This is a genomic window from Variovorax sp. dw_308, assembly GCF_019207085.1.
GTDB lineage: Bacteria > Pseudomonadota > Gammaproteobacteria > Burkholderiales > Burkholderiaceae_C > Variovorax.
Genome location: NZ_JAATOM010000012.1, coordinates 99,535 through 120,645 on the forward strand (window position 1 = coordinate 99,535; position 21,111 = coordinate 120,645).

General features: G+C 66.5%; 19 protein-coding genes. 7 read left to right on the plus strand and 12 right to left on the minus strand.

Annotated features, from left to right (window positions below; genetic code table 11):
- Positions 1-170 precede the first annotated feature (170 nt).
- From HCU76_RS22225 to HCU76_RS22240, 4 genes are all read left to right on the plus strand, one after another.
- Entirely contained in the window at positions 171-488 is a 318-nt protein-coding gene (locus HCU76_RS22225; protein WP_218510674.1) for a hypothetical protein, read from the plus strand.
- On the plus strand, positions 485-1,417 hold the full coding sequence (locus HCU76_RS22230; protein WP_218510675.1) for a hypothetical protein: 933 nt from the start codon (positions 485-487) through the stop codon (positions 1,415-1,417). Before HCU76_RS22225 ends, HCU76_RS22230 begins: the two co-directional genes overlap by 4 nt.
- Before the next feature lie 11 nt (positions 1,418-1,428).
- A complete protein-coding gene (locus HCU76_RS22235) occupies positions 1,429-2,562 on the plus strand; it encodes a peptidoglycan-binding protein (protein WP_218510676.1) in 1,134 nt (377 codons plus the stop codon).
- 263 nt (positions 2,563-2,825) lie between these two features.
- The gene (locus HCU76_RS22240) at positions 2,826-3,863 is read left to right on the plus strand and encodes an alpha/beta fold hydrolase (RefSeq protein WP_218510677.1); all 1,038 of its coding nucleotides are present in this window, start codon (positions 2,826-2,828) and stop codon (positions 3,861-3,863) included.
- A 3-nt stretch (positions 3,864-3,866) separates the two neighbouring features.
- Here HCU76_RS22240 and HCU76_RS22245 read toward each other — a convergent pair whose 3' ends face one another.
- Genes HCU76_RS22245 through HCU76_RS22275 form a run of 7 tightly spaced genes read right to left on the minus strand, consistent with a single transcriptional unit; the run spans position 3,867 to position 12,378 of the window.
- Positions 3,867-5,504, minus strand: a complete 1,638-nt coding sequence (locus HCU76_RS22245; protein ID WP_218510678.1) for an ABC transporter ATP-binding protein — start codon at positions 5,502-5,504, stop codon at positions 3,867-3,869.
- Positions 5,501-6,343: an ABC transporter permease gene (locus HCU76_RS22250; RefSeq protein WP_218510679.1), complete on the minus strand. Its 843-nt coding sequence runs from the start codon at positions 6,341-6,343 to the stop codon at positions 5,501-5,503. Before HCU76_RS22250 ends, HCU76_RS22245 begins: the two co-directional genes overlap by 4 nt.
- A 1-nt stretch (position 6,344) precedes the next feature.
- On the minus strand, positions 6,345-7,316 hold the full coding sequence (locus HCU76_RS22255) for an ABC transporter permease (protein ID WP_218510680.1): 972 nt from the start codon (positions 7,314-7,316) through the stop codon (positions 6,345-6,347).
- Between the two features lie 40 nt (positions 7,317-7,356).
- Complete coding sequence (locus tag HCU76_RS22260; RefSeq protein WP_218510681.1) at positions 7,357-8,925, minus strand: ABC transporter substrate-binding protein; 1,569 nt, start codon at positions 8,923-8,925, stop codon at positions 7,357-7,359.
- A gap of 58 nt (positions 8,926-8,983) precedes the next feature.
- The gene (locus tag HCU76_RS22265) at positions 8,984-10,192 is read right to left on the minus strand and encodes a M20 aminoacylase family protein (protein ID WP_218510682.1); all 1,209 of its coding nucleotides are present in this window, start codon (positions 10,190-10,192) and stop codon (positions 8,984-8,986) included.
- A gap of 32 nt (positions 10,193-10,224) precedes the next feature.
- Positions 10,225-11,304, minus strand: coding sequence for an ornithine cyclodeaminase (locus HCU76_RS22270; protein ID WP_218510683.1), 1,080 nt, complete (start codon positions 11,302-11,304; stop codon positions 10,225-10,227).
- 42 nt (positions 11,305-11,346) lie between these two features.
- Positions 11,347-12,378: a histone deacetylase family protein gene (locus HCU76_RS22275; RefSeq protein WP_218510684.1), complete on the minus strand. Its 1,032-nt coding sequence runs from the start codon at positions 12,376-12,378 to the stop codon at positions 11,347-11,349.
- A 111-nt stretch (positions 12,379-12,489) separates the two neighbouring features.
- Here HCU76_RS22275 and HCU76_RS22280 point away from each other — a divergent pair, with 111 nt between their 5' ends.
- Both HCU76_RS22280 and HCU76_RS22285 read left to right on the plus strand, forming a co-directional pair.
- On the plus strand, positions 12,490-12,978 hold the full coding sequence (locus HCU76_RS22280; protein WP_218510685.1) for an Lrp/AsnC family transcriptional regulator: 489 nt from the start codon (positions 12,490-12,492) through the stop codon (positions 12,976-12,978).
- 99 nt (positions 12,979-13,077) lie between these two features.
- Positions 13,078-13,761, plus strand: coding sequence for a cold shock and DUF1294 domain-containing protein (locus HCU76_RS22285; protein ID WP_256354342.1), 684 nt, complete (start codon positions 13,078-13,080; stop codon positions 13,759-13,761).
- A 31-nt stretch (positions 13,762-13,792) separates the two neighbouring features.
- Here HCU76_RS22285 and HCU76_RS22290 read toward each other — a convergent pair whose 3' ends face one another.
- Positions 13,793-16,243 carry a YgiQ family radical SAM protein gene (locus HCU76_RS22290; RefSeq protein ID WP_218510686.1) on the minus strand — a complete coding sequence of 817 codons (2,451 nt, stop codon included), beginning with the start codon at positions 16,241-16,243 and terminating at the stop codon, positions 13,793-13,795.
- 174 nt (positions 16,244-16,417) lie between these two features.
- Between HCU76_RS22290 and HCU76_RS22295 the strand changes: the two genes are divergently transcribed.
- Positions 16,418-17,365, plus strand: coding sequence for a GNAT family N-acetyltransferase (locus HCU76_RS22295; protein WP_371319881.1), 948 nt, complete (start codon positions 16,418-16,420; stop codon positions 17,363-17,365).
- Positions 17,366-17,382: 17 nt separating this feature from the next.
- Here HCU76_RS22295 and HCU76_RS22300 read toward each other — a convergent pair whose 3' ends face one another.
- The 4 genes from HCU76_RS22300 to nirD form a co-directional block, all read right to left on the minus strand.
- A complete protein-coding gene (locus HCU76_RS22300) occupies positions 17,383-17,874 on the minus strand; it encodes a cupin domain-containing protein (protein ID WP_218510688.1) in 492 nt (163 codons plus the stop codon).
- A 151-nt stretch (positions 17,875-18,025) separates the two neighbouring features.
- A complete protein-coding gene (locus HCU76_RS22305) occupies positions 18,026-19,744 on the minus strand; it encodes a protein kinase (RefSeq protein WP_371319882.1) in 1,719 nt (572 codons plus the stop codon).
- Between the two features lie 169 nt (positions 19,745-19,913).
- Complete coding sequence (locus tag HCU76_RS22310; RefSeq protein WP_218510689.1) at positions 19,914-20,726, minus strand: formate/nitrite transporter family protein; 813 nt, start codon at positions 20,724-20,726, stop codon at positions 19,914-19,916.
- Between the two features lie 40 nt (positions 20,727-20,766).
- Positions 20,767-21,108: a nitrite reductase small subunit NirD gene (gene nirD / locus HCU76_RS22315; protein WP_218510690.1), complete on the minus strand. Its 342-nt coding sequence runs from the start codon at positions 21,106-21,108 to the stop codon at positions 20,767-20,769.
- Between the last annotated feature and the right edge of the window lie 3 nt (positions 21,109-21,111).

The window sequence follows — 21,111 nt, forward strand, 5'->3', positions numbered from 1 at the left end:
CTGCGTTGGATCGCCTTGCCGTGCTACAGCACTGTCTGCGGCGCTCCGCCTTGTTCTGCGCTTGATTGCAAAGTCGTATGAACTCCTGAGCTTTCGGCAGGTGTCGGTCCCGGCCGAAGCTCACCTCTTGTGAGGATGGCACCGCAACCCGCCATGGATGTAATGGCCGCATGGAGCCTGATTCCAGCAAGACCCTGCGTCGACTGGCAACTGTTGCCGGCCTGGCCTTGCTGGCTGGCTGCGCGCACGTGTGGGTCGACAGCGAAGGAAACCGGCACATCGTGGGTGCGATGGTCCTGACGCTCCCGCCGATGAATCCGCAGGCTGCGGCAGAGACCCTGAACGTGCGCACGGTCGGGCTGACGTGGACCCAGGCAGAGGCCGGCAACGCCCTCGTCCTGGGATACGGCGACACCACGCTCGGCTTCCTGCGCAACGACGTGTGCGTTGCACCGGTACGGGCGGCTCACCTGGAGACATCGCGATGAAACGCCTGCATGCCCTTCCCGGCCTCCTGGTCTCGCTGTTGCTGGCAGCCTGCGCCACCGGACCCGACACCGTGGTCTTCGTGACCAAGTCCTCGCTCGCCATCGATGTCGAGCAGACACCTCCCGCCGCCAGCATCGCCTACGACCGCGTCGAGGGCTACTTCGGCCCCCGCTACGACACCAGCGCCGTGCCGCCCGTGCTGGCAACCTTCACCACGAACGGCAAGCTCCTGGACCGGCAGGTGAAGCAGGTCTACGCGACCGGCGACGCCGCCCGGGTGTTGGCCAACCCGAACGTGAAAACTTCGCCGGACCCGGCGCTGACAGGCAACTTCAAGCCGATGTTCTTCGGCACCTCGACCACCCTCGGGCTGAAACTCGGCTTCGAAGCCAGCGGCAGCACGTCGACCTTCACCTTGGGCTACAAGCGCAAGGAACTCTCGGTCATTCCGGTGACCGACGGCGCCTTCCCATCGGTCCTGGCGACACTGCAGTCCGATGTGGACGGCACGTCGGCACAGGCCACGCAGTTCGGCGCGGGCCAGTTGTTCGCCACCGGCAGCGTCGCCACCGATCTCGCGCGACAGCCTGAAGTGCGCAGGATGTTCATGTCCAAGGCCAATTCCGCACTGGATGCCTATCGGCTGGAAGAGCGCACGCAGAGCCGGGCTGCGCTGGTCACCTTGAGTTGCCTGGCCAGCCTTGGCGACGCGCAATTGCCCAAGGTATGGAACAACGCGGACGCACTCGGCGTGCTCGACAAGGAAGCAAAGGTCGGCGACTTCGCCACCATGACCCCGGCCGCAGCCCGCAACAGGTACACGATGTTCCTGGTGGAAATCAACGCCGATTCGCCAGACACCACCCTGCGCATGAACCTGCACCGCCAATACGTCTGCGGGCTCGCCGGTCGTCCATCCCCTGCGTAGAAGGAGCTCCCATGAACCGCAACATCCCCTGCGAAGACTGCGCCGACAGGACGCTGGACACCGAGCAGATCGGCTTTCACGTCACCGGCTGCGCCCCGGACCCCGCACGGCCGGGCCGCTGCATCCTGACATTCGAAGAAGTCGCCGCATCGGCTGCGGCTGCGACCGCCCCGGCCCCCGCACAGGCTGCCCCGGCGGCCGGCGTGACCGCCGCCATCACACCCACGCAGGCGGCTGCGGCCAAGGCCATCGTCAACATCTTCGAGACGGGCGAAGTGCTCGGCGACTACGGCAACGTGACGCTGATTGCCGGCGACACCGGCCACCTCACCTTCGGTCGCTCGCAGACCACGCTGGGCTCGGGAAACCTGGCGCTGCTGCTGCAGAAATACTGTGCGAACCTGGGCGCCCGGTTCGGCGCGCGACTCAAGCCGTCGCTGCCGCGCTTCGTGGCCATCGACCATTCCCTGGACAACGACCTCAAGTTGCAGAACGTGCTGCGTGCCACCGCCGACGATCCGGTCATGCGCGAGACGCAGGACATCTTCTTCGACCAGACCTACTGGCAGCCCGCGTTGCGCGCGGCCGGCAAGCTGGGACTGAACAGCCCGCTGGCGACCACCGTGGTCTATGACGGCTTCGTCCATGGCGCGTGGGCTGCCATGCGCGACCGCACCACGCAGTCTGCCGGCGCACCGGACGCCATCGGCGAACGCGCCTGGATCACCGCGTACGTCGCCACCCGGCGAGACTGGCTCGAGAACAATGTACGCGCGGACTTGCGCCCCACGGTCTACCGCATGGACGCCTTCAAGCGCCTGATCGACCAGGGCTTCTGGGCGCTCGGGCTGCCGCTGCTGGTGCGCAGCCAGGAAATCTCGGCGGCGACCCTGGCCGCGATGCCGCCGGGCTGCTACGACGGTCCGCACCCGGGATCGCGGCCGATCGCGCTGCAGGCGCCGTTGGCGCGCGGGCTGGACGTGCGCCTGGTGCAACTCGGGCTCTCCGATCGCGGTGTCGATATCCACGCCGACGGTGTCTTCGGCCAGACCTCTGCCAACCTGGTCAAGACCTGGCAAGCGCAGAACGGACATCCGGCCAATGGCGTGCTCGACGCGGCCATGATCGGCGAACTCACTACCTGAACGCGCGAATTTCCCATCACCCTGAAGAAGAAGGAAGGATTGCGCCCGTCGACAGCGCGGGCGCCATCGCGAATGCGGCGCCAGCGAAGCGCGCCGCCTCCACCCGGCGCGCACTCACGGCGGCCCCGGGCGACTGAGCGCACCGCGCGGCGTGCAATCCGGGCGCCGGCGCCCGGCTGCCCCCGGAGAAGGTCCTGATTCCTTCCCACGTCGAGCAGCGCGAAGTCACTTGAACGATGATGGCTCCCTCGACCGGAGTCACCATGAAGAAAAGAGCCTTCCAATTCGCCGCGGCTTGCGTGGCGCTTGCTGCCTTGCTCGGTTGCGCCGCGCCTGCGTTGCAGGTCACCGAGGTCGGCAGCTTCCATGTCGGCGGCCGCGCGGTCACGCTCTCGGGCCTGCCGGAGAAGGAACTGACCTTCACGCCCGGCGCACCGCCGCTCAAGCTCAATCCGAATGGCGACTTCGAGGTCGAGGCCCTCTATGCGCGGTACACGCGGCTGGCCAACCCGAAGGCAAGGTACCCGTTGCTGCTGTGGCACGGCGGCGGCCTGGCCGGCACCACCTTCGAGACCAAGCCCGACGGCAAGCCCGGCTGGGAGAGCTACTTCCTGCGCGCCGGCTACGACGTCTACATCAGCGACGCGGTCGAACGCGGCCGCGCATCGTGGGCGCGCTACCCGGAGATCTTCAAGAGCGAGCCCTTCTTCCGTCCGAAGAAGGAAGCCTGGGAACTGTTCCGCATCGGCGACACCGATTCCTACAACACCGACCCGGCACAGCGCACGGCCTTGCCGGGCACGCAGTTCCCGATTGCCGCCTTCGACCAGTTCACCAAGCAGTCGATCCCGCGCTGGGGCACCAACGATGCGGCCACGCAGGCCGCCTACGACGCCTACGTCGACAAGGTCTGCCCGTGCGTGATCGTGGTGCACAGCCAGGGCGGCAACTTCGCGTTCAACTCGGCGTTGAAGTACCCGGACAAGGTCAAGGCGCTGGTGGCGGTGGAGACATCGGGCTCGCCCAACCCGGACACCTTCGACTTCGCGCGCGTCAAGGGCGTGCCGATGCTCTGGGTGTGGGGCGACAACCTCGGCAAGTTCCCCTTCTGGGGACGCATCGCGGCCCAGCAGGAGAAGTTCCGCGGCAACCTGATCGCGGCCGGCGGCATCGGCGACCGTATCGTGCTGCCCGACCTGGGCATCAAGGGCAACACGCACATGCTGATGATGGACCGCAACTCCGACCAGATCGCCGGCTTGATCGACCAATGGCTCGTCAAGCAGGGCATCAAGCCCTGAATATCAAGCCGGCGCGACCGCCGCCAGCCGCGGCACCGCCTCGATCAGCTTCCGCGTGTAGGCATGCTGCGGATCGCCCAGCACGCGGTGCGTCTCGCCGTACTCCACCACCTCGCCGCGCTGCATCACCGCGATGTGGTCGCACATCTGCCCGGCCACCCGAAGGTCATGCGTGATGAACACCATCGCCAAGTGAAACTGCTCGCGCACCTGCGCAAACAACTCCAGCACCTGGGCCTGTACCGACACATCGAGCGCTGACACCGGCTCGTCGGCCACCAGCAGTTCGGGCCGCATTGCCAGGGCGCGGGCAATGCCGATGCGTTGCCGCTGTCCGCCGGAGAACTCGTGCGGGTAGCGTTCCGCCGCATCGGCGCGCAGGCCGACGAGCGCCAGCAGCTCCGCCGTGCGCTTCATGGCTTCCGCCTTGTCCACGCCCTGCGCGATCGGCCCGCCCGCAATCGCCGCGCCGATCCGATGGCGCGGGTTGAGCGAGGCATACGGGTCCTGGAACACCATCTGGATCTTGCCGCCCGCCTCGCGCCGGAAAGCCGGCCCCCGCGGCAGCGGCTTGCCGTTGAACAGGATCTGCCCGCTGTCGTATGGCGCCAGGCCGACGAGGCAGCGGCCCACGCTCGACTTGCCGGAGCCGGATTCGCCCACGATCCCCAGCGTCTCGCCGCGTCGCAGGGCGAAGCTGATGTTGCGCGCCGCCTGGACCGAGCGCCCCTTCTTGAACAGGCCGTTGCCGGACCGGTAGGTCTTGCACAGGTCCACCACCTTCAGCACGTCGGCCACCTCGCCGCCGGGCGTGGCGCGCTCGGCCAAGCCCGTGGGAATCGCCGCGATCAGCTTGCGTGTGTAGGGGTGTGCCGGCGCGTCGAGCACCTGCCGCGCCGGACCCGATTCGACCACCTGCCCGGTCTGCATGACCACCACCTGGTCCGCGATTTCCGACACCACGCCAAAGTCGTGCGTGATGAAAAGGATGGCCGTGCCGCGCCGTTGCTGCAGCTCGCGCATCAGCTTCAGGATCTGCGCCTGCGTGGTCACGTCGAGCGCGGTGGTGGGCTCATCGCAGATCAGCAACAGGGGGTCGAGCACCAGCGCGCAGGCGATCATCACGCGTTGCCGCTGGCCGCCGGAGAGGCGGAACGGGAAGGCGTCGATGATCAGTTCCGGCTCGGGCAGCCCCACGTCGGCCAGCGCCGCCAGGATGCGGCGCCGCTTCTCCTGCGCCGCCACATGGCCGTGCGCATCGAAGACCTCGCCGATCTGGTCGCCGATGCGCATGACCGGGTTCAGGGCCGTCATGGGTTCCTGGAACACCATGCCGATGCGCCGCCCGCGCAGTTCGCGCATCTGCTCCTCGCTCAGCTTCAACAGGTCCACGCCTTCGAACAGCACCTGGCCGGCCACCGGCTGCACGTGCGGCCTGGGCAGCAGCCCCATGACCGAGTTGGCGATCATCGACTTGCCCGACCCCGACTCGCCGACCACGCACAAGGTCTGCCCGGGCATCACCGACAGGCTTGCCTCCGTCACGGCCAGCGCGCGGTCGGCGCCCCTGGGCAGCGAGATGCTCAGCCCGATGACTTCGAGCACCGGTTGCAGGACCGGGTTGGCTGGTTTGCCGCTCATTTGCTCCTCCCGTCCAGGCGCGAGTTGAGGCCATCGTTGAGTCCCTCGCCCACCAGGTTCAGCGCCAGCACCGTCAGCACGATCGCCGCCCCCGGAAACACCGCCATCCACCAGGCCTGGCGCAGGACCGTGCGCGCCGCACCCACCATATAGCCCCAGCTCATCTGGTTGGGGTCGCCCAGGCCGAGGAAGCTCAGGCTGGACTCCAGCAGGATCGCCGTCGCCACCATCAGCGAGGCCATCACGATGATCGGCGACATGGCGTTGGGCAGGATCTGCGTCAGCATGATGCGCGGCGTCGACTCGCCGGCCAGCACGGCGGCCTGCACGAAGTCGCGTTGCCGCAGCGTCAGGAACTCCCCGCGCACCAGCCGCGCCACGGGCGGCCAGGAGACGATGGCGATCGCGGTGACGATCGAATACACCGAGGGCTGGAAGATCGCGACCAGCACGATGGCCAGCGCAAAGCTGGGCACCGACTGGAACAGTTCGGTGAAGCGCATCAGCCCCACGTCGACCCAGCCGCCGAAATAGCCCGCCAGCGCACCCACCGTCACGCCGATGAGCAGCGCGACCACGGTGGAGACCAGGCCGATCAGCAAGGAGATGCGCGCCCCGTAGACCACGCCCGCCAGCACGTCGCGCCCCAGCGCATCGGTGCCCAGCGCCAGGCCGGGCTCGCTCCACGGGTGCAGGAACGGCTGCTCGACCATGGCCCACGGGTCGTTCGTCGCAAGCGATGGTCCGACCAGCGCGACCACAGCCACCAGCGCCAGCACGGCCACCCCGATCACCGCGCCCTTGTTGCGGCGAAAGCGCCGCCAGAATGCACTGTTCATTTCAGATCTCGATGCGTGGATCGACCAGCGTGTAGACGAGGTCGGTGATGAGGTTGAACAGCACGGCCATCGCGGCCGTGACCAGGAACACGCCCAGCAGCAGGCTGTAGTCGCGCTGCAGCAGCGCATCGAACATCAGCCGGCCGATGCCCGGCCAGGCGAACACCGTCTCGGCCAGCACCGCCCCGCCGATGAGCCCGCCGGCCTGGATGCCCGCCAGCGTGACGACCGGCAGCAAGGCGTTGCGCAGCACATGCGCGCGCAGGATGCGGTTGGGCCGCACGCCTTTGGCACGCGCGGTCTTCACGAAGTCCATCTGCGCCACTTCGAGCATCGAGGCACGCGTCATGCGCGCATACACCGCCATGTAGAACAGGGCCAGGGTGAGCGCGGGCAGTACCAGGTGCTTGCCGATGTCGAGGGCCAGTGCCAATCCGCTCAAGCCCGCGCCGACGGTGCTGAAGCCGAAGCCCGGCAGCCAGCCGAACTGCACCGAGAACACCAGCACCGCCATCAACGCCAGCCAGTAGGGTGGCATCGCGTAGAAGACCAGCGCGACCACGGTGATGGCGCTGTCTACCCACGTGCCGACCTTCCGGGCAGACAGCGCGCCGAGCGTCACGCCGAACAGCAGCGACAACACAAAGGCGCTGCCCGTCAGCAGCAGCGTTGCGGGCAACCGGTCCAGGATCAGGTCCAGCACCGGCTGTTGCTGCCGATAGGAGAAGCCCAGGTCCAGATGCAGCACCTTGCCGACATAGGTGGCCAGTTGCGTGGTCATCGGCTGGTCGAGCCCGAACTGCTCGCGCAACTGCGCCACGAACTGCGGGTCGGTGGCACCGGCCTCGCCCGCCAGCACCGAGGCCGGGTCGCCGGGCGCCGCGCGCACCAGCATGAAGTTGACGATGGCGATCAGCAACAGCGCCACCATCCCCTGCAGCACGCGCGTGAGCAGGAACTGCACGCGCTTCATCTGCGGCCTCCATCAGGCCGCCGGTGTGACTGCTGCGTCATCACGAGACGGACGCGCCGCCCAGGCTGTCGTTGAGGCCCACGCCGGAGCTGATGAAGTCCTTGACCTTGGTGCGGTAGAGCGTCGGAAAGTTGATCTCGTAGAGCCAGGCCACGGGAACGTCTTCCAGCAGGATCTTCTGCACCTCGAGGTAGATGGCCTTGCGCTTCTCCGGGTCGACCTCCTTCGCGCCGCTGTCGAACAGCGCATCGACCTTCGGGTTTTCGTAGCCCTCGACATTGTTGAAGGGCGAGCCCTTGGCAATGTTGCCGGAGGTGTAGTTGCGCGCCACGCCCAGCGCCGGGTCCCCGTACTGGTAGAGGAAGGTGAAGGCCAGGTCGTAGTCCCAGTCGTTGAGCTTCTGGTTCCAGCCGGCCACGTCGGTCGCCGACATCTCGATCTTGAGGCCGGCCTGCAACAGGTTCTGCCGCACGATCTCGGCGGAGCGGTTCCAGGTCTCGCCATAGGGAATGGGCAGCAGGCGGATCGTCTCGCCCTTGTAGCCGGCCTCGGTCAGCAGCTTCTTGGCGGTGTCGATGCTGCGCGGGTACTTCGGAACGTCGGCGCTGTAGAACTTGACGCTGCTGTTGAACGGGCCGGTCGCGGGCTTGGCGAAACCCTGCCACGCCACCTTGCACAGCGCCTCGCGATCGATGGCGTGCATCAGCGCCTGGCGGAACTTGACGTTGTTCATCGGCGCCTTGCGGTTGTTCACCCAGATCCACGACTGCGGCGCGAAGAACTCCCAACCCTTGGTCGTGACGGCGCAGCCCGGCAGCTTGGCCAGCCGCTGCACGTCGAAGTACTCGACCGCCCCGCCCGGCACCAGGTCGATCTTGCCGGACTCGAAGGCCGCCGCGCGCGCGCCCGCATCCGGGATCACGTGGAAGTACACGCTCTCGACCATCGGCTGGTCCTTTACGTGGTACTTGTCGTTGGCCACCAGGTGGATGTACGAGCCCTTGACCCACTCCTTGAACTGGAAGGGGCCGGTGCCGATCGGCTTGGCGTTGGCAGGGTTGGTGAGGAAGTCCGTGCCGTCGTAGATGTGCTTGGGCACCATCGGCATGCCGGCGGCATCGAAGATGTAGAGGAAGGGCGCGAACGGGTACTTGAGCTTGAACTCCACCGTGAGCGGATCGATCGCCTTGATGCTTTCCACGGCCGCGAGGTTGTTGCGCAGGCGTGCATGCGTCTTGCGCAGGAACACGTCCGCGGAGAACACCACGTCGGCCGAGGTGAAGGGCTTGCCGTCATGCCAGGTGACGCCGGGCTTGAGCTTGAAGGTGAAGACCGTGCCTTCCTTGTTCACCGTCCAAGACGTTGCCAGCGCGGGCATCGGGTTGATCTTGTCGTCGTAGCGCAGCAGGCCTTCGTAGATGTTGCTGGCGACCAGCGCGGCGGGCCCGTTCTGCGTGATGCCCAGCATCAGGCCGGGCGGCTCGGGCTGCACCACCGCATTGATCACGCCACCGCGCTTGCCGGCGGCCAGCAGGTGCAATGGAACGCCGGCGAGCGTGATGCCGGTCGCCGCGGCGGCGCCGAGTTTGATGAGATTGCGTCGTTGCATGGGGATGTCCTCCTTGGGGGCTCTGGGTGGTTTGTCTCTGGTTTTAAGAATGAAGCGTCTAGGCGCTCTTGCGCTTTGCACGCTCGCCGAATGACCGGGCGAGCCGCACAAAATATCGCACGCCGACCGGGATGAGTTCGTCGTTGAACTCATAGCTGGCGTTGTGGAGTTCGCAGGGCCCTGCCGCCCTGCCGTCGATGCTCTGGTCTGCCGCGCCATTGCCGATGAAGGCATAGCAGCCCGGCCTGGCCTGCAGCATGAAGGAGAAGTCCTCCGAGGCCATGGTCGGCTCGCAGTTGACGATGACGTTGTCTGCGCCGACGACCTGGGTGGCGACCTGCGCGGCGTAGTCCGCTTCGAAGGCGTCGTTGACGGTCGGCGGGTAGCTGCGGAAGAAGCTGCTTTGCGCGGTGCAGCCGAAGGTGGCAGCCGCGGTGCGTGCGACCTCGTCGATGCGCTTCTCGATGGCGTCCGTGACTGCGCGGTCAAACGTGCGCACCGCGCCGCTGAGCCATGCCGAGCCGGGCACGATGCCATCGGCGTTGCCCGAATGGATCTGCGTCACCGACAGCACCGCGCTGTCGATGGGCCGCAAGCGCCGCGAGACGATGGTCTGCAGCGACAACGCGATCTGCGAGGCTGCGAGCAGGGCATCGGCGCCGTTGTGCGGCATGGCCGCGTGGCACTCGGTTCCCTGCACCTGCACCTTGAACAGGTTGCTCGACGCCATCAGCCCACCCGGGCGCAACGCAATGCTGCCTTGGGGCAGGCCGGGCCAGTTGTGCACGCCGAACACCGCATCCACCGGGAAGCGCTCGAACAGCCCATCCTCGATCATGGCCCTGGCGCCCGCGCCGCCCTCTTCCGCCGGCTGGAAGATGAAGTGCACCGTGCCGCTGAATTCATCGCGATGCGCGGCGAGGTAGCGCGCGGCCCCGAGCAGCATCGCCATGTGGCCGTCATGCCCGCACGCGTGCATGACGCCGTCGTTGCGCGAGCGGTGCGCGAAGGTGTTGGCCTCGTGGATCGGCAGCGCGTCCATGTCGGCGCGGAGGCCGATGGCCGTCGTGCCCGGGCGGCCGGCGAGCGTGCCGACGAGGCCGGTCTTGCCGATGCCGCGCGTGACTTCGACGCCCCAGGATTCGAGCGCTTCGCAAACGACTTGTGCTGTCTGGTGGACCTCATAGCCGAGTTCGGCGCAGGCATGAAGCCGGCGTCTCAGTTCGCGCACCGGCGCGACATCGATGACTTCGTGGACATGGCGCATGGGGCGAGCTTTCCTTCGAAGCGGTGGGCGAATCAGGCCATCGCCGCAGGGGCCGTGGCGCCGGACAGCCTGTCCGTCGCCCTGGCAGTCGATGGCTCCTGGCGCACCAGGGCAAAGAGGTCCTTGGGGTCGACCAGCGAAGGGATGAGGTTCAACTCGCGCCCCACGCCATGGCGCTGCCCGAGGTCGCGCAGGTACCGCAGCGCGGAGAAGTCTTCGAGCGCAAAGCCGACCGAATCGAACACCGTGACCTGCTGCTCGCTGGTCCTGCCCGGCTGCGCCCCCGAGAGGATCTGGTGGAACTCGGTCACCGGGAAGTCCGCCGGCATCTGCTGGATGTCGCCTTCGATCCTTGTCTGCGGTTCGTATTCGACGACCACGCGCGCGTCTCGCAACACGTCGGGATGCAGTTCGGTCTTGCCAGGGCAGTCGCCGCCCACCGCGTTGATGTGCATGCCGGGCTCCAGCATCTCGGGCCGCAGGATGGTGGCATTGGTCTTGTCCGCCGTGACCGTCGTCACGATGTCGGCGCCCCGCACGGCCTGCTCGGCGGTCAGAGCAATCGTCACCTCGAGCTCCGGGAACGCCGCGAGGTTTCGCTTCAGCTTCTGCGAGGCCTCGAGGTCCGTGTCGTACAGGCGGACCTGCCGGATGCCGAGCATCGAATGGAACGCGATCGCCTGGAACTCGCTCTGCGAGCCGTTGCCGATGATGGCCATGACGCGCGAGGACTTGCGCGCGAGGCGGCTGGCCGCCAGCGCGGACATGGCGGCGGTGCGGATCGCGGTGAGCAGCGTCATCTCGCTGAGCAGCAACGGAAAGCCGGTGCCGACGTCGGCGAGCACGCCGAAGGCCATCACCGTCGGCAGCGCGCTGAAGGTGTTTTGCGGATGGCCGTTGACGTACTTGAACGCATACAGCGCCTCGTTGGCGGTCGGCATGAGTTCGATGACGCCCACCGTCGAGTGGCTTGCGACACGCGCGGACTTGTCGAAGTTCTCCCAGTCGCGGTAGTCCGATTCGATGTAGCCGGCCATGGCGCCGATCACGCGGGGAAGGCCTTCGCGCTTGACGAGTTCCGCGACATCCTGGACGTCGATGTATTGAGTCATATCTGGTCAGTCTTGGTTGGGTTCAAAAAGGATTTGGAGCGCTCAGCCGCGTGCCTCGAAGCCCTGCAGCACGTTGACGGCGTTGATGCCGATTTCATCCACCATGTAGCCGCCCTCCATCACGAAGAGCGTGGGGCACTGGATGGCGGCGATCTGCTCGCCCAGCCTGGAGAAGTCATCGGACTTCAGCAGGAAGTGGCTGATGGGGTCGTTCTCAAACGTGTCGACGCCCAGCGAGACGATCAGCAGTTCCGGCGCATGCGCGGCGACCGCCTGGCACGCGGCCTTCAATGCCACGGTGTAGGCAGCCCAATCCGTGCCCTTGGCCAGCGGCAGGTTGACGTTGAAGCCCAGGCCGGCATTGCAGCCGCGCTCGTCGGCGTGTCCGCTGAAGTACGGGTACGACACCGACGGGTCGCCGTGAATGGAGACGGTGAGCACGTCCGGCCGCTCATAGAAGATGTCCTGCGTGCCGTTGCCATGATGAAAATCGACATCGAGGATGGCAACGCGCTTGACGCCCCTGGCAATGGCGTGGGATGCCGCGATGCCCGCGTTGTTCAGGTAGCAGTAGCCGCCCATGTACTCGCGGCCCGCATGGTGTCCCGGTGGCCGGCACAGGGCGAATGCGCTGCGTGCGCCTTCGAGCACGACCTCGGCGCCGGTGAGCGCCAGGTTGGCGCTTTCCGCGACCGCGTTCCAGGTGTGGGCCGTGATGGGCGCACCGGCGTCCATGGAGAAGTAGCCGAGCTTGCCCTCGATGACCGAAGGCTCGATGTCGTCGCGCATGTTTCGCACCGGCCAGACCAGCGGCAACGCGTCGGAGCTTCGGCCGCCCGCGCTCCATTTCTGCCAGGCCATGGACAGGAATTGCACATAGCGCTCGCTGTGCGCGCCGACGTAGCGCTCGGCGCCGAACGGACGACACCCGACGACATCGCCCAGGCCCACCGCCCGCACGCGGCGAAGGATCGTATCGGCCCGCCCCGGCTCCTCGAACGAAGGGGTCAGCGCACCGTCCTTGAGTTCCTTGCCGTGGTGCAGGTGATGTGAAGAACTGAAAACCGTAAGCATCTTTGCCCTCTGTTGAAGACAAAAATCTTAGCTCGCCAGGTGCGCAAAAACATTGCTATTGCAACAGCAAAGGCTATGCTTTTCGAACTTTTCGACTCTCAAAGTCTACCCATGAGCAAAAATCGCCCTTCACCACCTTTGGATGACATTGACGTTGCCATGCTCGAATTGCTCCAGGCCGATGGCGCCATCTCGAACGCGGCGCTCGGAGACAAGCTGTCGCTGAGCGTCACCCCATGCTGGCGCCGCCGCAAGCGCCTGCAGGACGAGGGCGTGATCAAGGACTACCAGGCCAACCTGGACCGGCGCATGCTCGGGCTCAATGTGCTCGCCTTCGTCCAGATCCAGTTCGGCATGCACGGGGACGACGCGCCGGACAAGTTCGAGAAGGCCATGAAGCTGCAGCCCGAGGTGCTGTCATGCCACAAGATCACGGGGGATGCCGACTACCTGCTGCAGGTCCTCGCCACCGACCTGGACGCATACAGCGATTTCGTGGAGCAGGTGTTCCGCAAGCAGCAAGGCGTGACATCCATCAAGTCGAGCCTGGCGCTGCGAGAGGTGAAGTCGTCTGCGCGGATTCCGGTGCCGAGGCGTTGAGGCAATCCACCGAGCCCCTGGACTGACGGACTGACGCGGGAGCGGGACCGGCTCCCGGCAACGACGGATGCGGTGCGCACAGCGGCGAGAATCCCGGCGATGAAACGCCAAGGCACGCTCGTACGCTGGGTCAAGGACCGGGGCTTCGGCTTCATCCACTGTCCCGACATCTCAGCCGATGTGTTCGTGCATCTGCGCGACTTCACCGACAAGGGCATCACGCCGCAGGTCGGCATGATGCTGCGCTTCGAGGAGATTCACATGGGCGGCAAGGGTCCGCGCGCGGTCGCGGTGCAGGCGGCCGGTGCGGCGCGGCAGCCGCAAGGTCGGAGCGCTTCCGAACCGTCCCGCCGGCCATCCGACCGTCCGAACGGCCGATCGCGCGACGTTGCGCCGTCGACTTCTTCGTTGCCCATGGCCCTGCTGATCGCAATCTATGTTGCGTTACTTGGCTATGGCGTCTGGATCGCGCGCATCTCGCCGATCACACTCGCCGTGTTGCTGGTGATCAGCTTGTCGACCTTCTTCATCTATGGCCTCGACAAGAGCGCCGCCGAGGCAGGGCGCTGGCGCACGTCGGAGACCACGTTGCACATGCTGTCACTGCTTGGCGGCTGGCCGGGGCGCCTGGTGCGCCCAGCGCCTGTTTCGCCACAAGGTTCGCAAGCCGGACTTCATGGCGGTCTACTGGACGATGGCGGCGGGCCATGTCGCCATCGTGGGCGCATGGGTCGGCAAGCTGTTGCCAGCAGGCCTGTCGGGGTCCTGAGTCTCCAGGCCTGAGTCTCGTCGGATTGCCTGTCCGTCAAGCGACTCAGCGTGCCTTGCGAATCGGCGGTCGCGCGCTGCCCGGCTTCTTGCCGACCGCCGGCCGGCCCGATCCGTTGTCCCGCGGCGGCAGGCCCGTGTGCTGCGTAAGCAGGCGGCCCTTGGTCACGGGCGATGACTTCACCGTCTCGGCCGACGCGCTGGAATTGCTGCGCCGCGCGCTGGTGTAGCTGCCATCGGTGAGCGGCTGCCAGGTCGGGATCAGGTGGTGCTTGCCGTTGCCGATCAGGTCGGAGCGGCCCATGCTCTTGAGCGCCTCGCGCAGCAGCGGCCAGTTGTTGGCATCGTGGTAGCGCAGGAAGGCCTTGTGCAGGCGGCGGCGCTTGTCGCCACGCACGATGTCCACCGTCTCGCTCTCGCGCGTGATCTTGCGCAGCGGGTTCTTGTTGGTGTGGTACATCGCCGTGGCCGTGGCCATCGGGCTCGGATAGAAGGTCTGCACCTGGTCGGCGCGGAAGCCGTTCTTCTTGAGCCAGATCGCGAGGTTCATCATGTCCTCGTCGCTGGTGCCCGGATGCGCGGCGATGAAGTACGGGATCAGGTACTGCTTCTTGCCGGCCTCGGCGCTGAACTTTTCGAACAGCTGCTTGAACTTGTCGTAGCTGCCGATGCCCGGCTTCATCATCTTGGTGAGCGGGCCTTGCTCGGTGTGCTCGGGCGCGATCTTCAGGTAGCCGCCGACGTGGTGCTGCACCAGTTCCTTGACGTACTCGGGACTTTGCACGGCCAAGTCGTAACGCAGGCCGGAGCCGATCAGGATCTTCTTGATGCCCTTCAGCGCACGCGCGCGGCGGTAGATCTTGATGAGCGGATCGTGGTTGGTGCCGAGGTTCGAGCAGATGCCGGGGTAGACGCAGCTTGGCTTGCGGCAGGCCGCTTCGATCTCGGGCGACTTGCAGCCCAGGCGGTACATGTTGGCGGTGGGGCCGCCGAGGTCGGAGATGGTGCCGGTGAAGCCCTTCACCGAATCGCGGATGGCCTCGACCTCCTTGATGATCGACTCTTCGGAGCGGCTCTGGATGATGCGGCCCTCATGCTCGGTGATCGAGCAGAAGGTGCAGCCGCCGAAGCAGCCGCGCATGATGTTCACGCTGAAGCGGATCATTTCCCACGCGGGGATCTTGGTCGCGCCGTCGTGGCTGCCGGCCTCGTCGGCATAGCGCGGATGCGGGCTGCGGGCGTACGGCAGGTCGAACACGTAGTCCATCTCGGCCGTGGTCAGCGGGATGGGTGGCGGGTTGATCCAGACATCGCGCGCGGTCGTGCCTTCGCCGTGGGCCTGCACCAGCGCGCGGGCGTTGCCGGGGTTGGTTTCGAGGTGCAGCACGCGGTTGGCATGGGCATACAGGATCGGGTCGCTGCGCACCTGCTCGTACGACGGCAGCCGGATCACCGACCGATCCCGTGGCGGCACCTTGATTCGCTCCCTGGCTGTTGTCCCCTCTCCCGCTGGCGGGAGAGGGTTAGGGTGAGGGCTCTTCGTCTTCAGATTCGGGTTGGGCATGAACACCAGCGGCTGCGCCGCGCCCTCACCGCTGCCCTCTCCCGCTCGCGGGAGAGGGAGTGAACCCCGGGACTCTGCCGCCTTGGCGACCGCCTCAGCCTCGTCTTCCCGCGCGCAGCTCGCGCCATTCGCCTTGGCCTGCTCCGACACCATCAGGTACGGATTCACATGCGCCTCGACGCGGCCGGGTTCGTCGACGCTGGTCGAGTCGATCTCGAACCAGCCCTCGGGCGTGTCACGCCGCACGAAGGCGGTGCCGCGCACATCGGTGATCTGCTGGATCGGCTCCTTCGCTGCAAGCCGATGCGCCACCTCCACGATCGCCCGCTCCGCATTGCCATACAGCAGCAGGTCGCACTTGCTGTCCACCACGATCGAGCGGCGCACCTTGTCCGACCAGTAGTCGTAGTGCGCGATGCGGCGCAACGAGCCTTCGATGCCGCCAAGCACGATCGGTACGTCGTTCCAGGCTTCCTTGCAGCGCTGCGAATAGACGATGGCCGCGCGGTCGGGCCGCTTGCCGCCGACGTCGCCGGGCGTGTAGGCGTCGTCGCTGCGAATCTTGCGGTCCGCCGTGTAGCGGTTGATCATCGAATCCATGTTGCCCGACGTCACGCCGAAGAACAGGTTCGGCTTGCCGAGCGCCTTGAAGGGCTCGGCGCTCTGCCAGTCGGGCTGGGCGATGATGCCGACGCGAAAGCCCTGCCCTTCGAGCATGCGACCGATCACCGACATGCCGAAGCTCGGGTGGTCGACATAGGCGTCGCCGGTGACCACGATGATGTCGCAGCTGTCCCAGCCGAGAGCGTCCATCTCCTTGCGTGACGTGGGCAGGAATTTCGCGGTGCCGAAGCGGGCCGCCCAGTACTTGCGGTAGCTGGTCAGCGGCTTGGCGGCGCGATGAAAGAAGGAGACGTCGACAGGGGCGTTCATTGAAATTGCGGCTTGCGAGGGGCTGGCGCAATGCAACGCCATATGGGCCCGATATGGGCAACCCTCGATTTTAGGGTTTTTCCTTAGCTTTGTCGCCCAAAGGCCATCCGTCGAACCGGTCGACCATTCGGAAATCATTGCTTTTGTCAATTAATATCCATGACAATGGCAAGCATGAATGTTCCCGCCACCCGCCCCGTAGACGCCGCCGCCGTGAAGGCGGTCCGCCAATTCAACCGCTTCTACACCGCCCGCATCGGCGCACTCGACGGCTACCTTGGCAGCGATCTCTCGCTGACCGACGTGCGCGTGCTCTATGAACTGGCGCATCGCGAAACGCCCATCGCCAGCGAGATCGGCAAGTCGCTGGGCCTGGACGCCGGCTACCTCAGCCGCATCCTGCGCCGCTTCGATGCGGCCGGCTGGCTGACGCGCAAGCCGCACCCGGGCGATGCGCGCCACCAGTTGCTGGCGCTGACCGAGGCCGGCCATGCCGCCTTCGCGCCGCTGCAACAGAAGTCGCGCGACGAAGCAGGCGCCCTGCTCGCCCCACTCTCCGCGGCGCAACGGCAGCAGATGCTGGACGCGATGAGCACGGTACAGGCCCTGCTCGACCCCGCCACGCCCGCCGCGACCCGGCCCACCACCGCCATCCTGCGCGACCCTGTGCCCGGCGACATCGGCTGGGTGGTACAGCAACACGGCGAGATCTATGCCCGCGAATACGGCTGGAACAGTGAATTCGAAGCGCTGGTCGCCGAGATCGCGGCCCAGTTCCTGCGCAAGTTCCAACCCGACAGTGAACGCTGCTGGATCGCGGAACTCAACGGCGAACGCGTCGGCGCGGTGTTCGTCGTCCGCAAGTCGGCCACGACGGCGCAGTTGCGCATGCTGATCCTTGCGCCCCAGGCGCGCGGCCTGGGCCTGGGCGCCCGACTCACCGATGAATGCATTGGCTTCGCACGCCGCAAGGGGTACAAGAAGATGGTGCTCTGGACCAACAGTTGCCTGGCGGCGGCACGCGGCATCTACGCGGCGCGCGGGTTCAAGCTCACCAAGTCGGAGCCTTATGAGGGATTCGGGCAGCAGCTCGTCGGGGAGACCTGGGAATTGAAACTGTAGCGACGACGAGGGCCTCTCTAGGGCAATGCCACCCCGGCTGCCGCAGGCGCCGCACGAACCTGTGCCGGCCAGTTGATGTTCCCCGGGTCCTGGCCGCTGGCCATGCCCATGAGGTACGCGGGCTCCGCCGCGATGTTCCTGAAGCCACGCGAGACGCCCGGCGGAATCGCCACCGTGTCCCACGGTTCAAGCACCACGCTGCGCGCGCCGGTCGGGCCCCAGAAGACCTCCCATCGCCCGGAGAGCGCGACGAACACTTCCTGCGTCAGGTGGTTGTGCAGCGGCGCCGACTTGCCGGGCTCGCAGCAGACGATGTTGAGGTGGAAGCCTTCCGCCGCGAGCGGCGCGGCGGGCGGCGTGCCGAGCACGCGATAAGTCGTCCGCTCGCATCCCGGGATGGATGCATCGACGTAGTCCGTCGTCGGCTGAAGCGAACGAAATCTTGCGACGCGCGCCTGCATTTCTTCGACGGTGGGGTTGGCGTCCGTGATCGGGGCGGTGGGCGGCATGAGGAGCTCCGCGTGCGTGGTGTGGTCGCGCGAGTCTTTCATTCTTCCGCCGCGAAATCCAGGGGCCTCGAACGACGCCGCCACACTCACTCGATCCTGATGTCCCGCTCCTTCACCAGCTTCGACCACTTCACGCTACCCTGCGGGCGCATCAACCTCCGACGACGCGCATCCCGATCAGCACGATCACCGCCGCGCCCAGCATCACCGTCGTGGCCTGCCAGAAGCGCACCGGGTTCCGCTCGATCAACGGCGGTGGCCTTGCACGCATGAACTCCGGCCCCGGCGCGCGCAGGTCATGCGCCAGTTCGCTCACCGCTTGCTGCCGCTTCGCCGCGTCCGGATGCAGCGCCTTCTGCAAAACCGCATCGAGCCATGCCGGCAACTCGGGCCGGAAGTGGCGGACCGGCACATAGCGCAGCTTGCTCACGTCCGCTGTCGTCCGGATGCGTGAGGCGTCCAGACCGTAAGGCAATTGGCCGGTGAGCATGCGGTAGGCAATCACGGCCAGCGAGAACAACTCGGAGCGCACGCTGCCACCTCGCCCGACGAAGTATTCGGGCGCCGTGTATTGCAAGGTGCCGGCGATGGCGAGTGCCCTGCGCTCACCGGTGCTTTCAGCGAGGCCCGCGACATGCGTGGACGCCAGGTCGATGATCCTGACGGTGCCGCCGCGGTCGATCATCACGTTCTCGGGCCGGATGTCCTGGTGCAGCATCTCGCGCCGATGCAATGCCTGCAGTCCCATCGCCAACTGCTCGACGATGCCGCGCACGGTGTCCAGGCTGGGGCGCGGATGGTCGACCATCCATTGCGCGAGCGTCTGGCCGTCGACGTATTCCATCGCGACATATAGATGACTGCGCGGCCGGTCGATGGCGCTCGCCTTGAGCACATGCGGACTGTCCACACGACGCGCCACCCACTCCTCGAGCACGAAGCGGTCGAGGTAGTCGGCGTCATCGCGCAGGTCGACGGAGGGCAGCTTCAGCACGACCTGCTGCCCGGTGGCGTCGTCCACGGCCAGGTGCACGTGGCTGCGCGCACTCACCTGCAACTCGCGCACGAGCGTGAATCCCTCGAAACTTGCACGTGAGGCCAGCGGGGGCGCTATCGCCAGGTCGTCACGTTGCATCGGCAGTCGCGCCGCATCGGCAGCGGGCAGTTCGTCGATGCGAAGCAGTTGCACTGTCGCATCGTCTCGCGAGCCCCTGGCCCGCGCCTCGGTCGCGAGCAGCCGCGCCGCTTCATCGAAGTCATTCCCGCCCTGCACCAGCGCGGCGTGAACCGCTGCCGCATCGAGATGCGGGTACGCGCCATCGGTGGCCAGCAGGTAGATCTCGCCGGGTTCGGCTTCCCAATGGGCGTAGTCGATCTCCACGCGCGAGTCCGCGCCCAGCGCGCGACCGAGATACGACTCCACCGAAGAAAGATGCACGCGGTGATCGTCGGTGAGTTGTTCGAGCGCATGTGCATGCACCCGGTAGATGCGCGAGTCGCCGACGTGCAGCATGTGCACGTCGCGGCCCTTGAGGATCAGCGCGCTGAAGGTGCAGATATAGCCGCTGTCCTTGTCGAAGCGCGCGTCGCTGCGCATCGTTTGCGCATGCAGCCAGGAGTTGGTGGCGCTCAGCACGCGTTGGCCCGCGCGCCGCACCGACCATGCCTCGGACGTGGCGTAGTAGTCGTCCAGGAAGCCGCGCACCGCGGCGGCACTGGCCACCTGGCTGACGCGGCTGGAGCCGATGCCATCGGCAATCGCCACGGCGATGCCTTTGGAGATGCGCGCGAATCCCCGGGGCAGCATCGCGCCGTGGAAGTCCTGGTTCACGCCCTCGGCGCCGGCCAGCGAGTGTTGGCCAAGCGTCACGCGGAGCTCCTTGCGCCTCCGGTCGTCCGGCTGTTCCTCGGCGCGAAGAAGGCGTGAAGATTTCGTAGCGAGGGCGCCGAGCTCGGGTAGAGGAGCGGAACCGCACTCCTGTGCAGTGAGCACCGCAGACCCGAGATCGGTGGCCGCAGCAGGAATATTCACACCTTCTTCAGGTCAGGGCGCCCTTGGGGGCCGTCTTGTAGTGCGTCGCGTACAGCGTCAGCCCCACGAAGCTCAGCCCGCCGACCAGGTTGCCGAGCACCGTCGGGATCTCGTTCCAGATGAGGTAGTCCAGCAGCGTGAAGTTGCCGCCGAGCATCAGGCCGGTGGGGAACAGGAACATGTTGACGATGGAGTGCTCGAAGCCCATGTAGAAGAAGATCATCACGGGCATCCACATGCCGATCGCCTTGCCCGACACGGTGGTGGACATCAACGCGGCGACCACGCCCGTCGACACCATCCAGTTGCACATCACGCCGCGGATGAACAGGGTCAGCATGCCGGCCGCGCCGTGCGCCGAATAGCCCAGCGTGCGGCCTTCGCCGATGTGGCCCAGCTTCTGGCCGATGGCGTTGGGCGCCTCGCTGAAACCGAAGGTGAAGATGATGGCCATGAACACCGCCACGGTCAGCGCGCCAGCGAAGTTGCCGCAGAACACCAGGCCCCAGTTGCGCAGCACGCCCTTCCAAGTGGCGCCGGGGCGCCTGTCCAGCACGGCCAGCGGCGCCAGCGTGAACACGCCGGTCAGCAGGTCGAAGCCCATGAGGTACAGCATGATGAAGCCGACCGGGAAGAGCATCGCGCCCACCAGCGCATTGCCGGTGTTGACGGTGATGGTCACGGCAAAGGCCGCCGCCAGCGCGAGGATGGCGCCGGCCATGTAGGAGCGGATCAGCGTGTCGCGGGTGGACATCAGGAGCTTGGATTCGCCGGCGTCGACCATCTTGGTGACGAATTCGGCAGGTGCGAGGTAGGCCATAGGGTTCCTTGGGGATCTTGATGAAAAACGAAATGGGGGCTCAGGACAGCGCGACGTGCACGCGGCCTTCGTGGACGCGCACCGCGTGGGCGCGCACCGAGTGCTCCGGCGCTTCGAGGCATTCGCCGCTGCGCAGGTCGAAGTGGTTCTTGTAGAGCGGCGAGGCGACGACGATGCGTTCGCCCAGGCTGCCGACCAGGCCGCGCGACAGCACGCTCGCCCTGGACTTCGGATCGACGTTGTCGATGGCGAAGAACTGCCGCGCGCCGGCCACGTTGAAGATCGCGACATGCACGCCATCGACGAGAGCGCAGACGCCGGTGTCGGGCAGGATGTCGCTCGCGGCGCACACGGCGGTCCAGTGGAGGGTTTCAGCGGTCATGGG

What these genes read in the sequence shown, in the direction of transcription:
- HCU76_RS22225 (WP_218510674.1), top strand. Translation starts at nt 171, where the DNA reads ATGGAGCCTGATTCCAGCAAGACCCTGCGTCGACTGGCAACTGTTGCC.
- HCU76_RS22230 (WP_218510675.1), top strand. Translation starts at nt 485, where the DNA reads ATGAAACGCCTGCATGCCCTTCCCGGCCTCCTGGTCTCGCTGTTGCTG.
- HCU76_RS22235 (WP_218510676.1), top strand. Translation starts at nt 1,429, where the DNA reads ATGAACCGCAACATCCCCTGCGAAGACTGCGCCGACAGGACGCTGGAC.
- HCU76_RS22240 (WP_218510677.1), top strand. Translation starts at nt 2,826, where the DNA reads ATGAAGAAAAGAGCCTTCCAATTCGCCGCGGCTTGCGTGGCGCTTGCT.
- HCU76_RS22245 (WP_218510678.1), bottom strand. Translation starts at nt 5,504, where the DNA reads ATGAGCGGCAAACCAGCCAACCCGGTCCTGCAACCGGTGCTCGAAGTC.
- HCU76_RS22250 (WP_218510679.1), bottom strand. Translation starts at nt 6,343, where the DNA reads ATGAACAGTGCATTCTGGCGGCGCTTTCGCCGCAACAAGGGCGCGGTG.
- HCU76_RS22255 (WP_218510680.1), bottom strand. Translation starts at nt 7,316, where the DNA reads ATGAAGCGCGTGCAGTTCCTGCTCACGCGCGTGCTGCAGGGGATGGTG.
- HCU76_RS22260 (WP_218510681.1), bottom strand. Translation starts at nt 8,925, where the DNA reads ATGCAACGACGCAATCTCATCAAACTCGGCGCCGCCGCGGCGACCGGC.
- HCU76_RS22265 (WP_218510682.1), bottom strand. Translation starts at nt 10,192, where the DNA reads ATGCGCCATGTCCACGAAGTCATCGATGTCGCGCCGGTGCGCGAACTG.
- HCU76_RS22270 (WP_218510683.1), bottom strand. Translation starts at nt 11,304, where the DNA reads ATGACTCAATACATCGACGTCCAGGATGTCGCGGAACTCGTCAAGCGC.
- HCU76_RS22275 (WP_218510684.1), bottom strand. Translation starts at nt 12,378, where the DNA reads ATGCTTACGGTTTTCAGTTCTTCACATCACCTGCACCACGGCAAGGAA.
- HCU76_RS22280 (WP_218510685.1), top strand. Translation starts at nt 12,490, where the DNA reads ATGAGCAAAAATCGCCCTTCACCACCTTTGGATGACATTGACGTTGCC.
- HCU76_RS22285 (WP_256354342.1), top strand. Translation starts at nt 13,078, where the DNA reads ATGAAACGCCAAGGCACGCTCGTACGCTGGGTCAAGGACCGGGGCTTC.
- HCU76_RS22290 (WP_218510686.1), bottom strand. Translation starts at nt 16,243, where the DNA reads ATGAACGCCCCTGTCGACGTCTCCTTCTTTCATCGCGCCGCCAAGCCG.
- HCU76_RS22295 (WP_371319881.1), top strand. Translation starts at nt 16,418, where the DNA reads ATGAATGTTCCCGCCACCCGCCCCGTAGACGCCGCCGCCGTGAAGGCG.
- HCU76_RS22300 (WP_218510688.1), bottom strand. Translation starts at nt 17,874, where the DNA reads ATGCCGCCCACCGCCCCGATCACGGACGCCAACCCCACCGTCGAAGAA.
- HCU76_RS22310 (WP_218510689.1), bottom strand. Translation starts at nt 20,726, where the DNA reads ATGGCCTACCTCGCACCTGCCGAATTCGTCACCAAGATGGTCGACGCC.
- nirD (WP_218510690.1), bottom strand. Translation starts at nt 21,108, where the DNA reads ATGACCGCTGAAACCCTCCACTGGACCGCCGTGTGCGCCGCGAGCGAC.